The sequence below is a fragment of the Kitasatospora sp. NPDC032150 genome (assembly GCF_055579945.1).
This window is the reverse complement of record NZ_JBVIMH010000021.1, coordinates 52,582-65,432: the sequence shown is the minus strand read 5'-3', so window position 1 is coordinate 65,432 and position 12,851 is coordinate 52,582. Positions and strand designations below refer to the sequence as shown.

Annotated in this window: 9 protein-coding genes; 7 read left to right on the top strand and 2 right to left on the bottom strand. The window is 72.6% G+C overall.

Annotated features, from left to right (window positions below; all coding sequences use genetic code 11):
• The first annotated feature begins 482 nt into the window (after positions 1-482).
• A complete protein-coding gene (locus ACZ5ON_RS23715; RefSeq protein WP_465596090.1) occupies positions 483-1,109 on the top strand; it encodes a hypothetical protein in 627 nt (208 codons plus the stop codon).
• Between the two features lie 10 nt (positions 1,110-1,119).
• On the opposite strand, the gene ACZ5ON_RS23710 is transcribed toward ACZ5ON_RS23715, so the two are convergent.
• Positions 1,120-2,094: a LuxR C-terminal-related transcriptional regulator gene (locus ACZ5ON_RS23710; protein WP_465596087.1), complete on the bottom strand. Its 975-nt coding sequence runs from the start codon at positions 2,092-2,094 to the stop codon at positions 1,120-1,122.
• A complete protein-coding gene (locus tag ACZ5ON_RS23705) occupies positions 2,087-3,055 on the bottom strand; it encodes a LuxR C-terminal-related transcriptional regulator (protein ID WP_465596084.1) in 969 nt (322 codons plus the stop codon). The genes ACZ5ON_RS23710 and ACZ5ON_RS23705 overlap by 8 nt, the downstream gene beginning before the upstream one ends.
• A 594-nt stretch (positions 3,056-3,649) precedes the next feature.
• On the opposite strand from ACZ5ON_RS23705, the gene ACZ5ON_RS23700 reads away from it, so the two are divergent.
• The 6 genes from ACZ5ON_RS23700 to ACZ5ON_RS23675 all read left to right on the top strand — a co-directional run bounded on the left by ACZ5ON_RS23700 (position 3,650) and on the right by ACZ5ON_RS23675 (position 12,772).
• Complete coding sequence (locus ACZ5ON_RS23700) at positions 3,650-4,582, top strand: LysR family transcriptional regulator (protein ID WP_465596081.1); 933 nt, start codon at positions 3,650-3,652, stop codon at positions 4,580-4,582.
• Positions 4,583-4,752: 170 nt separating this feature from the next.
• Positions 4,753-7,368: an ATP-dependent chaperone ClpB gene (gene clpB / locus ACZ5ON_RS23695; RefSeq protein ID WP_465596078.1), complete on the top strand. Its 2,616-nt coding sequence runs from the start codon at positions 4,753-4,755 to the stop codon at positions 7,366-7,368.
• Between the two features lie 297 nt (positions 7,369-7,665).
• Positions 7,666-8,199 carry a type III secretion system chaperone family protein gene (locus ACZ5ON_RS23690; protein ID WP_465596075.1) on the top strand — a complete coding sequence of 178 codons (534 nt, stop codon included), beginning with the start codon at positions 7,666-7,668 and terminating at the stop codon, positions 8,197-8,199.
• A 241-nt stretch (positions 8,200-8,440) separates the two neighbouring features.
• A complete protein-coding gene (locus tag ACZ5ON_RS23685; protein ID WP_465596072.1) occupies positions 8,441-9,601 on the top strand; it encodes a pyridoxal phosphate-dependent aminotransferase in 1,161 nt (386 codons plus the stop codon).
• A gap of 694 nt (positions 9,602-10,295) precedes the next feature.
• Entirely contained in the window at positions 10,296-10,943 is a 648-nt protein-coding gene (locus ACZ5ON_RS23680) for a DUF2617 family protein (RefSeq protein WP_465596069.1), read from the top strand.
• An 89-nt stretch (positions 10,944-11,032) separates the two neighbouring features.
• Complete coding sequence (locus tag ACZ5ON_RS23675; RefSeq protein ID WP_465596066.1) at positions 11,033-12,772, top strand: spermine/spermidine synthase domain-containing protein; 1,740 nt, start codon at positions 11,033-11,035, stop codon at positions 12,770-12,772.
• Positions 12,773-12,851: the final 79 nt, after the last annotated feature.

Here is a 12,851-nt window from a genome sequence, read left to right as displayed (position 1 = left end):
GTATCCGCTATAACCGGCCGTATGCTAGTCGCCGGTTCGGAACGTCGGCAGCAGTACCCGAATGGCTGTTTGGCCCGAGCCATCAAAGCGCGACCAGCCGAGGTCACGCAAACAGTCGGCCCGCTGCAGAGGGTGTCATTCTTCCGCCTGGCAAAAAGATGACACCCCCGCTAATGGAAGCGCTTGATGTCCGTCCGTGAGTTGCGGCTGCCGACCGCTGTCATCTGACTGCCAGACATCGAGATGACACCCCGGGGCAGTGGACGGCGTCAACCGTCACCGGCGACGATCAGTGCACGCCCCACCCCGCGCACCAGTGCCCCGCCTCCCCCGTCGGAGCAAGGAACGCCGAAGACTGGTCAATAGCCAAGGGGCGTGTCCACACCAGCAGCATCACACTGCCCCTGCCAGACCGAACACCACACACCACACCCGCCCACCAGGACGTTTCTCTCCCCGGTAGGCCGTCCCCCGGAGTCGACATGAGTGAGCCCTACCTGCGCCAGCGCGCCGTCCAGACCCCTGAGGGTCGTCGCGCACGGGTGTTCCTGGCCGCGCCGCTGATGCGGTTGACCGGGCCGGCCGACAGCGTGGTGACCCTGGCCAGCCGGACCAGGCTGACCACCCTCCGCTCGACGCTGCTGCGCAGCGGCGCGGCCGTGTACAGCGCTCACCACAGCGACGCCTGGAGCGTGGAGGGCCGGGCGCCCGAGCCCCGGGTGCCGTCCGACTTCCGCGCGCTGCAGACCGCCGACCTGGTCTTCGCCTACGTCGGAGCCCCGCTCTCGGCCGGCGTGAGCCTGGAGCTCGGCTGGGCCTCCGCACTGCGCAAGCCGGTGGTGCTGCTGGTGGACGAGGCGATCACACACAACCCGCTGATCGCCACCATCGAGCAGGTCGCGCCGGTACTGCCGCTGGTCTTCGACGACACCTGGTCCCAGGAGGCGCTGCGCCACACCGTGGAGACCGCGCTCGACTGGGCGGGCATGGCCCTCTCCCTCCGCGAGGGCTTCTGGACCGCCCCCGGCGACACCTTCCCGACGCCCCGCCAGGAGCGTCCGGCCTCGGGCCCGTTCGACTACTGGGGCTCCGAGGTCGCGACCGGCTGACCGCCGCGCGTCACCCACCCGACGTCACCTCGCTTCCCCGCATCTGCCAGCCGAGTTGGAACAGCGTCTCGGCGTCGTACAGCTCACGCAGCCGGGAGATGTGCCCGGCCACCGTGCGCTCGCTCAGCCCCAGCCGGCTGGCGATCGCCCGCTGGGTCAGCCCCTGGGCGAGGAGGCGGCCGACCTGCTCATGGGCCGGGACCGCGCCGGCGTCCGGCTTGGCGCTGCGCCACTGGACCCGCTCGGCCCGCTCCCAGTCCCGCTCGAACACGCCCACCAGGAGGGCCACCACCGCCGGGTCCTCGATGAACGCCGCACTGCTGTTGTCCGCGGCGGCCGGGATCACCGCGATCCGCCGGTCGAAGACGAGCATGCGGGTGAACGGTTCGGCCAGGATCCTGATCTGCTCGCCCCATTCGCTGGTTACCGCCGCGTACTGGAGAGTTGACGGATCATCCCTGACCTCGGGCTGGTAGATCGTCCGGCTACTGCCGCCCCCGTCGAGGAAACGACGCAGACGCTCCATCGACTGGGCCAGATGTCCCGCCGGCCGTGGTCCGGGCTGCGCCGCCGATATCTCCTCCCGGCTGTCGGCCTCGATCTGGAGGATCCGATGCCGGATCTCCTCCATGTCGTCGACGTGCTGCACCTCGCTGGAGCGGTCCACCTTGCGCGGAGAGGCGTCGTAGGCCTCGGTCAACTCGCCGAGCAGCGAAGGCATCTGCTCCGCCTGCACCAGCATCCGGGTGCCGGCCGCCCGCAGCCCGGAACTGATCCGCTCGCCGACCGATCGCGGGTTCACCGCCGTCAGCGAAGCGTCCTCGGTGTGGTGGATCAGCAGCCCGAGTTCGAGCAGCCGCAGCACCGCTGGCGCATCGGCCTCCGCGACGTCGCGGAACAGCACCCGTCCGCCCTGCTCCAGCACCGCGAAGTACAGCGTCCGCTCGGCCTCGTCCGGCAGCGCGACCAGCCCGGCCTCACTCACCGCCACGCTCCTCACCCCGCATCAACCATCCGAGCTGGAAGAGCGTTTGGGCGCCGTAGCGGGCCCGCAGCCGGGCGATGTGTCCGGCGACCGTGCGCTCGCCGAGTCCCAGCCGGGTGGCGACGGCCCGCTGGGTGAGGCCGGCGGCGAGCAGGCGGCCGACCCGGTCGGGGGCGGAGCGGGTGGTGGGCCGCGCCTCGGGGGCGGACCAGCGGACGGCATCGGCGCGAGCCCAGTCCCGCTCGTAGACGGCGAGCAGGAAGGACAGGACGGCCGGGTCGGTGAGGAAGGCGGCCCGGCTGTGGTCGTCGGCCGCCGGGACGACGGCAACGGCGCGGTCGATGATGATCATCCGCTGGAACGGCTCGTCCAGCGCCCGGGCCTCGCCGCCGTGTTCGGCGATCGCGACCGCGTAGTCCACGGTGGCCGGTTCGCCCAGCACCACCGGCTGGTAGAGCGCGCGCAGCGACGCACCCCGGCGCACCAGCTCCAGATCCTGGCGCCGGGCCAGGGTCATGGTCTCGGGCCGCCTCGGTCCCGGCTGGGCGGTGAGCAGTTCGTGCCGGCACTCCGAGACCAGTTCGGCGATCCGGTGGCGGATCCGTTCGCCGCCTTCCAGGACCGCCGGTGCCGGCGGGTCCACGGGGGGCTTTCGGACCGAGTCGTACGCGCGGGCCAGTCCGTCGAGGACGGTCGGGAGTTCCTCCGCCTCCAGCAGCAGTCGGGTGGCCGACGAGCGCAGCCGGGCGCCGATCCGTTCGGCCACCGCGCGCGGGCTGACCGCGAAGTACGCGTCGTCGAGCGGGTTCTCCATCAGCAGGCCGATCCGGACCAGTTCGTCCCGGGCCGCCGAGTCGGCGGCGGAGATGCCCGCGGCCGGTATCCGGCCGCCTTCGGCGAGCACCGCCAGATATAGCCGGCGGGCGGCCCCACCCGGTACCCCGGTTCCCTGGTCGGCCACCGGATCCGCACCCAATTCGAGCACCCCTGCCGACTTCCCTCTGCCGTCCTCTGCCGTTCTGGATCATGATCTCAGCAGGCTCGGCCGTCGGAGTCGCTGGAGCCCCTGTAGCTGCGGGCCCCCCGCGGGCAGGCGCGGCTGCGCTCTGAAACCCGGGGGAAGCCCGCTGCGGCACGCCATTGCCGAGGCGCTTTCGGCGAGGCGGAGCAGCAACGCCTCGCCGACTCCGGTGCCGGGGGCCATCACCACACATGGCGTCCCGTCCGGCGCTCTTCCCCCCGATGCGCGTCGGCATGGTCGGAAGACCCTGCGCACCCACGTTGAAGAGCAAGTCGCCGTCCTCAGGCTGCGGTTGCCTGGACGACCTGGCGTGGCTCCACCCTCACAGCGGGAGGCCGACGGAACAAGTGGCGTCCGGCTGCAGGTTTCCGCAAGTGCAGGAACATGCAGGACGCCGGGCCGGGCGGCCATGGGGTTTCCCCGCCTTTACCAGCATTTGTTCTGACTGACGCGTACTTGACTACTACTGGGAGGGGGCGGCCGGCCGGGGTCGGCGGCAGCACGGCCCGACCGGTGAAGACATAGGCTGACCCTATGACCCTCTCAACCCGCGTTCCCGAGCTCGGCGCGCTGGAACTGCTGCTGGCGGTGGCCCGGCTGGGCAGCGTGGGCCGGGCGGCGGCGGAGCTGGGCGTGAGCCAGCCGGCCGCGAGTGCCCGGATCAAGGGGATGGAACGGCAGATCGGGGTGGCACTGCTGGAGCGGTCGCCCCGCGGTTCACGACCGACCGAGGCCGGGCAGCTGGTGGTGGAATGGGCGCGCGGCGTGGTGGAGGCGGCCCAGGCGCTGGACGCGGGCATCGACGCACTGCGCGGGAGGCGGGACGCCCGGCTGCGGGTGGTGGCCAGCCTGACGGTGGCCGAGTACCTGATGCCGGGGTGGCTGCTGGCCCTGCACGAGGCCAGCCCCGGCACGGCGGTGACGCTGCGGACGGCCAACTCCGCCGATGTCGCCGCCCAGGTGCTGGCCGGGCAGGCGGACCTCGGCTTCGTGGAGGGCCCGCGGTCGCCCGCCGGGCTGTCCGGTGCGGTGGTGGCCGCCGACCGGCTGGTGGTCGTGGTCGCACCGGACCACCCCTGGGCGCGCCGCTCGGTGATCACCGGGCCCGAACTGGCGACGACCCCACTGGTGCTGCGCGAGCCGGGGTCCGGCACCCGCGAGGTGCTCGACCAGGCGCTGGCACCCTTCGGCGGCACCGCCCCGCCCCGACTGGAACTGGCCTCCTCCACCGCGCTCAAGGCGGCCGCGATGACCGGCGCCGGGCCGGTCTGCCTGAGCGAGCTGGTGGTGGTCGAGGAACTGGCCACCGGGCGGCTGGTGTCCGTACCGGTGGAGGGGGTCGACCTCCACCGCCCGCTGCACGCGGTCTGGCCCGCCGGCCAGCGCCCCAGCGGACCCGCCCGCACCCTGCTGGGCCTCACCCGCAAGACCGGACGGGCGGGGGATGCGGGAGCCCCGAGAAGGTAGCCCCCGGCTGCGTGCGGCCCGCCGGAACGCTCCGGGCGCAGCGGCCCACCGCCGGGTGCAGCCCCCGCACCACCCGGGCCGCACCCGGCCTCCCGGAGCAAACCTGAGTGGAATAGACTCAACTTAGTGCATGCTGTAAAAGTCACCGCTTTGAGAGGAGCACGCCAGCAGTGGATGCCAGCAAGTTCACCAGCAAGACCCAGGACGCCCTGTCCGCCGCGATCCGCCAGGCCAGCGCCGCAGGTAACCCGGACGTCAAGCCGGTGCACATCCTGCTGGCCCTGCTGGAGCAGCCGGAGGGCATCGCCCGCCCCCTGCTCGAGGCCGTCGGCGCGGACGTCGCCGCCGTCACCGCCGCCGCCCGCCGGCAGCTGACCGCGCTGCCCAGTGCCATGGGCTCGACCGTGTCCGCACCGCAGCTCGCCCGGGACACCATGGCCGTGCTCAACCAGGCCGGCAAGCGCGCCGAGGACCTGGACGACCAGTACCTGTCCACCGAGCACCTGCTGGTCGGCCTGGCCGCCGAGGGCGGCCCGGTCGCCGACCTGCTGAAGCAGCACGGCGCGACCCCCAAGGCACTGCTCGCCGCGTTCAAGGACGTCCGGGGCAGCGCCCGGGTCACCTCCCCCGACCCGGAGGGCACGTACAAGGCGCTGGAGAAGTACGGCACCGACCTCACCCAGGCCGCCCGGGACGGCAAGCTGGACCCGGTGATCGGCCGGGACCAGGAGATCCGCCGGGTGGTCCAGGTGCTCTCCCGCCGCACCAAGAACAACCCGGTGCTGATCGGCGACCCGGGTGTCGGCAAGACCGCCGTGGTCGAGGGGCTGGCCCAGCGGATCGTCGCCGGTGACGTGCCCGAGTCGCTGCGCGGCAAGCGGCTGGTCGCCCTGGACCTCGGCGCGATGGTCGCCGGTGCCAAGTACCGCGGCGAGTTCGAGGAGCGCCTGAAGGCCGTCCTGAACGACATCAAGGACAGCGACGGCCAGGTCATCACCTTCATCGACGAGCTGCACACCATGGTCGGCGCGGGTGCGGGCGGCGACTCCGCGATGGACGCGGGCAACATGCTCAAGCCGATGCTGGCCCGCGGTGAGCTGCGCATGGTCGGCGCCACCACGCTGGACGAGTACCGCGAGCGGATCGAGAAGGACCCGGCGCTGGAGCGCCGCTTCCAGCAGGTGCTGGTCGGCGAGCCCAGCGTCGAGGACACCATCGCGATCCTGCGCGGGCTCAAGGGCCGCTACGAGGCGCACCACAAGGTGCAGATCTCGGACGCCGCCCTGGTCGCCGCCGCCACCCTGTCCGACCGCTACATCACCGCCCGCTTCCTGCCCGACAAGGCCATCGACCTGGTGGACGAGTCCGCCTCCCGGCTGCGGATGGAGATCGACTCCTCCCCGGTCGAGATCGACCAGCTCCAGCGCGCCGTGGACCGCCTGCGGATGGAGGAGCTGGCGCTGGAGAAGGAGTCCGACCCGGCCTCGGTCGAACGGCTGGGCAAGCTGCGCCGCGATCTGGCCGACAAGCAGGAGGAGTTGAGCACCCTCAACGCCCGGTGGGAGCAGGAGAAGAAGAGCCTCAACCGGGTCGGCGAGCTCAAGGAGCGCCTGGACGACCTGCACGGTCTGCTCGAACGGGCCCAGCGCGACGGCGACTTCGAGCGCGCCTCCAAGCTGATGTACGCCGAGATCCCGGCCGCCGAACGGGAGTTGGCGGACGCCCAGGCCAGGGCCGCGGACGAGGACGCGAGTGCCGCGATGGTCAAGGAGGAGGTCGGCCCGGACGACGTGGCCGATGTGGTGGCCTCCTGGACGGGCATCCCGGCGGGCCGGCTGCTGGAGGGCGAGAGTGCCAAACTCCTGCGCATGGAGGAGGAGCTGGGCCGCCGCCTGATCGGCCAGAAGGAGGCCGTCCAGGCCGTCTCGGACGCCGTGCGCCGCACCCGGGCCGGCCTCTCCGACCCGGACCGCCCGACCGGCTCGTTCCTCTTCCTCGGCCCGACCGGTGTCGGCAAGACCGAACTCGCCAAGGCCCTCGCCGACTTCCTCTTCGACGACGAGCGCGCGATGGTCCGGATCGACATGAGCGAGTACGGCGAGAAGCACTCGGTCTCCCGCCTGGTCGGTGCCCCGCCCGGGTACGTCGGCTACGAGGAGGGCGGCCAGCTCACCGAGGCGGTCCGGCGCCGCCCGTACAGCGTGGTGCTGCTGGACGAGGTGGAGAAGGCCCACCCGGAGGTCTTCGACGTGCTGCTCCAGGTGCTGGACGACGGCCGTCTCACCGACGGCCAGGGCCGGACGGTCGACTTCCGCAACGCCATCCTGATCCTCACCTCCAACCTCGGCAGCCAGTACCTGGTCGACCCGGGCATCCCGGAGGAGCGGAAGAAGCAGCTGGTGCTGGACACCGTGCGCGGTGCCTTCAAGCCGGAGTTCCTGAACCGGCTGGACGACATCGTGGTGTTCGACGCCCTCGGCACCGCCGAGCTGAGCCGGATCGTCGACCTCCAGGTCGCCAGGCTCGGCGCACGGCTGCACGAGCGCCGGCTCACCCTGGACGTCACCGAGGCGGCCCGCGACTGGCTGGCACTGACCGGTTACGACCCGGCGTACGGGGCGCGGCCGCTGCGGCGGCTGGTGCAGTCCGCGATCGGCGACCAGCTGGCCCGGGCGATCCTGGCCGGCCAGGTCCGCGACGGGGACACCGTGGTGGTCGAGCGCGACGAGGCCGGCGACCAGCTCACCGTACGGGCCCAGCACCCGGTGACCTCGCTGGAGAAGTGACCCCGGGGGCCGGGACGCACCATCCCGGCCCCGGCTCCACGAACTGCGCGATGACCTGTGCGTTGACCTGCACGATGACCTGCGCAACAGCCTCCTCCGGGGCGTCGCCGAGGCGGTTCCCGGGGTGGTCACGAGGACGGTCCAGGACGGGCAAACCTGCCCGTTCTGGATCTTCCGGACGGGCGCGCAGGCGTCCCCTGTGTCGTGAGCGCGGAATGAGGCAGGATGGGGACATGGAAGGGCGGCCCCTCAGTTCCAGCCACCCTTGTGCACTGAGAATACGAAGGACCTCCCATCATGAGCATCGACCCGTCGTCCATCCCCTCCTTCGGCGCGCCGCAGCCCCCGCAGGGTGGCCGCCCCGCCGGTCCGCCGCCCGTGGTCGTCCCCGACCAGGCCCTGGTGGCGCAGTTGCTCGACCAGATGCAGCTCAAGCACCTGGTGGACGACGAAGGCGACCTCACCGCGCCGTGGGACGGCTTCCGCGTCTACTACATGTTCCGCGGTGAGCAGAAGGAACTCTTCGCGGTGCGCGCCTTCTACGACCGCGCGTACCCGCTCGAGGACAAGCACGAGATCCTCGACCTGATCGACGAGTGGAACCGCGAGACCCTCTGGCCCAAGGTCTACACCCACACCCACGAGGACGGCGTGGTCCGCCTGATCGGCGAGGCCCAGATGATCGTCGGCACCGGCGTCAACCTGGACTACTTCGTCACCACCACCGCCAACTGGACCCAGGCCGCCGTCGGCTTCGAGCAGTGGATCATCGAGCGCCTCGGGCTGCAGAAGGACATCGAGGGCGAGGGCGACGCCTCCGACGAGGGCTGACCCCGCGCGCACGGATCCGGGCCCGCCACCCCCGCCCGGGGGCGGCGGGCCCGGATGCGTCACGACCCGGACTCCTCGTCAACTGTCCGCTCCAACTCGGCCGGTACCCCGTTGGGATGTCACCCGCGGGACCCGCCGACCGGCACGCGGCAGCGGACGCGATGCGCTTCTCCCGCAGTGGACTTGTCGTCCTCCGCCCGCACCCGGAGGATGGTCGCACCACGAACCGCGAGGAGCCGAGATGGGTGCGCGACCGCTGTTGAACCGCAGGCTGGCGGGGTTGGGGACGACGATCTTCGCGGAGATGTCCGCGCTGGCCGCGGCCACCGGCTCGATCAACCTCGGCCAGGGCTTCCCGGACACCGACGGGCCCCGGGAGATCGCCGAGGCCGCCGCCGGGGCGGTACTGACCGGACGCGGCAACCAGTACCCGCCCGGCCCGGGCATCCCCGAGCTGCGCACCGCCATCGCCGAGCACCAGCAACGGTTCTACGGGCTGGCGTACGACCCCGACAGCGAGGTACTGGTCACCGCCGGCGCCACCGAGGCCATCGCCGCCGCGCTGCTGGCACTGCTCGAACCCGGCGACGAGGTGATCGCGTTCGAGCCCTTCTACGACTCCTACGCCGCCTGCATCGCGATGGCCGGCGCCGTACGCGTGCCGCTGACGCTCCGCCAGCCGTCCTTCCGCCCCGACCTGGACGAACTGCGCTCGCTGATCACCCCGCGCACCCGCCTGCTGCTGATCAACACCCCGCACAACCCCACCGGCACCGTCCTCACCCCCGAGGAGCTCGCCGCCATCGCCGAACTCGCCGTCGAGCACGACCTGCTGGTCATCACCGACGAGGTCTACGAGCACCTGGTGTTCGCCGCGGGACACCACCCGATCGCGGCCCTCCCCGGTATGCGCGAGCGCACCGTCGCCATCTCCTCGGCCGGCAAGACCTTCTCCTTCACCGGCTGGAAGGTCGGCTGGGTGACCGCGAGCGCTCCCCTGGTCTCGGCGGTCCGCACGGCCAAGCAGTACCTCACCTACGTCAGCGCCGGCCCCTTCCAGTACGCGGTCGCCGAGGCCCTGCACCTGCCCGACGGCTACTTCGACGCCCTCCGCGCCGACCTGCTACGAAAGCGCGACCTGCTGGTTGACGGCCTCTCATCCGCCGGCTTCCGCGTCTTCAACCCGGAGGGGACGTACTTCATCACCACCGACATCACCCCGCTCGGCGAGAAGGACGGCCTGGAGTTCTGCCGCTCGCTGCCCGAACGCTGCGGTGTGGTCGCCATCCCCAACGTCGTCTTCTACGACAACACCGAGGTCGGGCGCAGCCTGGTGCGGTTCGCCTTCTGCAAGCGGGACGAGGTCCTGCGGGAGGCCGTCGACCGGCTCGGGCGGCTCTGAGCCCGGTCGGCGACCGGCGCCTCGGCGCTCGATCCCCGGAAACGGGCGGCGAGTTCACAGCGGTACGGCAGAGCTCGTGCACCGGGGCGAACGGGTCGGGTGGGGCCTCACCACCGACCGGCCGGCGGCGGGCACCGAGCGATGTCCGCGGCCGCCGTGCCGTCCCGGGATGCCCCGCTCGGGCCGGGCCGTCGGCGGCCGCCGCTTCCCCTGTCCCGGCCACCGCTGCCCGGTGCCGGACCGCTCGGCGGGGCGCCCGCCGTTCCCCGGTGGACCATCGGGTGCGAGCGGGATGATCAGGGTCGGTTCCCGGTGCGCCAGCTCGATCGAGAGGGCGCATAACTCACAACTGCCCGCCAGTTCACACCAGTCACGCCGGGCGCGCGAGGCGCACGCCGGGCGCCTGGGACATGCACCCGGCATGAATAGGCGCGCATCGGACAGACTTGTTCATGGCTCCGATCAGACCGCGAACGCGGCTGCGCCTAGAACGGTGAATGGCTGACAAAGATGGGTAAATCCCTGACGGTCCCGGAGAATTCGTGCTTCTCTGCTGCTGAATCTCTAGCCGGAATCCTTCCTTCCATGGTCGGCCGCGCCAGTGACCGCAGCACAGCCTTCTACAGCCCGCCATCAGCGGGGTCTGCTGCTGCTCGGCCGGCGGCGCGCACGGAGTTGAAAAGCGGAGTCGAGCATGCTCACCACACTGCAGACCTCCTACACCGACACCCGCGCCGGTGACCTGGCTTGGCGCCTGGGCGGCGACCCGCTGCCCGCGCTCGCCGTACACAACCTGATCCTGGACAGCCCGGACGGCATGGACACCCGGAGCGGTCCGGGCGGCCGGAGCGGTCCGGGCGGCCGGGGGGAGGACGACGCACCGACCGCGCGGGCCGGCGGGACGCTGCAGCTGCGCCTGCTCGGCGCCTCCCACCAGGTGATCCTGGCCGCGAGACCGGGCGAGTGCCTGGAGACCGTCGCCTGCATGCCGGGACAGCGGACACCGCTCCCGGCCCGGGTGGCCAAGCAGGTGGCGGGCTGGGAGTACGAGTTCGCCGCCCGGATCGAGGAACTGCCACGGCACGTCTTCGCCGCCAGGGCCCAGGAACTGCTGTCCCTGGTCGAGGGCCACCCCCGGGCGCTGGCCGGGGTCTTCCCCAGCGACCCGAGCGCCTTCACCGCCCTGGTGGCCCATGGCGACCAGCACCGCGTGCTGTGGCGGACCTGGCACGCGTACCCGCAGGAGGGCCGGCTGGTCTGTACCCGCTCCTCCCTGGTGGTGCGCAGCGGTCCGCCGGATACCGTCGGCCCGGTGGTTCACCCCGACGGGTCAAGCAGGTAATCCGTGCTGGTGAGGCGTCAACTCCACGCGCCGCTCTGTCCCCCGAATGGGCGCAGCCCCGGGCGCCGTACGTCGCCTAGCGTTTGTTCATGATCAACCAATCCGCGGGCCCGCCGGCGCAGCCGGGCCTCGACTCCGCAGACCCTGCCCTGATCGGCCGGATCGGTGCAGGGGCGGTCCGCGCCCGGGACGCCATACCGGGCGGGCGGCTGCGCCGGCCGGCCCGGCCGCTGGTGCTGCTCGCCGCGTTCGTCTGCGCGGCCTGCGGGCTGGTCTACGAGCTGGAACTGGTCGCCCTCGGCGGCTACCTGCTCGGCGACTCGATGACCCAGACCTCCGTGGTGCTGTCCGTCATGGTCTTCGCGATGGGCGTCGGCTCGCTGCTCGCCAAGCGGCTGGCCCGCCGCCCGGCCACCGCCTTCGCCGCGATCGAGTGCGCGCTGGCGCTGGTCGGCGGGCTCTCGGTGCTGATGCTGTACTCCTGCTGGGCCTGGCTCGACCAGTACCGGGCGACCATGGCCGGACTGGTCGGGATGACCTTTGTGATCGGGGCACTGATCGGCGCCGAGATCCCGCTGCTGATGACGCTGATCCAGCGGATCCGCTGCGAGGACGCCGGCCGCGCCGCCGCCGACCTGTTCGCCGCCGACTACGTCGGCGCGCTGATCGGCGGGCTGGCCTTCCCGTTCCTGCTGCTGCCCACCTTCGGCCAGGCCACCGGGGCGCTGCTGACCGGCGCGGTGAACGCCGTCGCGGGCGCGGCCGTGGTGCTCTGGCTGTTCCGGGAGGAGCCGCCGCCCCGGGCCCGGACGCTGCTGTGGACCGGCTGCGGCCTGGTGCTGGCCGCACTGGCCGCAGCCGCCGCCTTCACCGGTGCGATCGAGCGGGCCGCCCGGCACGCCCTGTACGGGGCCCAGGTCCGCTTCGCCGCCCAGAGCCGGTTCCAGGAGATCGTGCTGAGCGGACCCGCCCGGCCCGCCGCGCCCCGGGCGGCTCCCTGGGCCCCGGCCGTCGTCGAAGCCGCCGACCGGCTCCCGCAGCAGCGCGCCGGGGGCCCGTCGCGGGTGAACGGTCCTGCCGACCCGCCGCTGGAGCTGTTCCTGGACGGCCGGTTGGCCGTCTGCGGCCCCGACGAGTACCGGGACCACGAGGCGCTGGTCCATCCCGCGCTGGCCGCCGGCGCGGGCGCCCGGGTCCTGGTGCTCGGCGGCGACGGGCTGGCGCTGCGCGAGGTGCTGCGGCACTCCCGGGTGCGGTCGGTGGTGGTGGTCGAACGGGACCCGGCGCTGCCCGCCCTGGTGCGCGCGGACCCGGCGCTCAGCGCGCTCAGCGAGTACGCCTTCGACGACCCACGGGTCCGGCTGGTCGTCGCCGATCCGCTCCGCTGGCTGCGTTCCGACCGCAGGGCGGCGCGCGAGCCGTTCGACGTGATCGTCTCCGACCTGCCCGAGACCGACGGGCGGCGCGGCGAGAAGTACGCGTCGCTGGAGTTCTACGGCCTGGCGGCACGCCGGCTGGCGCCGTACGGGCGCCTGGCGGTCCGGACCGGACCGGTCGGTCCCGCGCTCTGGTCGGCCGAGGCCGGGCTGCGGACGGTCGGGCTGCGCACCGTCCCGTACCAGGGGGCGGGCGGCGGGCACCGGTGCTCGGGCATGACGCTACCTGGTCCGGCCTTCGTACTGGCCGGGCGGGAGCAGCCCTTGCTGGCGCTCGGTGCGGATGCCCCGGCGCCGCGCTCGCTGACCGCCGCCGGGCTGCGCGAGGCCGCCCGGCGGCTGGCCGAGCGCCGCCCGGCCGGGGCGGCGGCGCCGATCACGCTGCTCGGGTGAGCGCGGCCGTCCCGGGCCCGGGCACGCCCGGCCCACTCTGTCCGACGCGGCTTCCGAGGCGGCTTCCGAGGCGTACGGC

Bases quoted from the DNA above. Each gene is read 5' to 3' on its own strand.
- ACZ5ON_RS23715 (WP_465596090.1), top strand. From the start codon at position 483: ATGAGTGAGCCCTACCTGCGCCAGCGCGCCGTCCAGACCCCTGAGGGT.
- ACZ5ON_RS23700 (WP_465596081.1), top strand. From the start codon at position 3,650: ATGACCCTCTCAACCCGCGTTCCCGAGCTCGGCGCGCTGGAACTGCTG.
- ACZ5ON_RS23690 (WP_465596075.1), top strand. From the start codon at position 7,666: ATGAGCATCGACCCGTCGTCCATCCCCTCCTTCGGCGCGCCGCAGCCC.
- ACZ5ON_RS23685 (WP_465596072.1), top strand. From the start codon at position 8,441: ATGGGTGCGCGACCGCTGTTGAACCGCAGGCTGGCGGGGTTGGGGACG.
- ACZ5ON_RS23680 (WP_465596069.1), top strand. From the start codon at position 10,296: ATGCTCACCACACTGCAGACCTCCTACACCGACACCCGCGCCGGTGAC.
- ACZ5ON_RS23675 (WP_465596066.1), top strand. From the start codon at position 11,033: ATGATCAACCAATCCGCGGGCCCGCCGGCGCAGCCGGGCCTCGACTCC.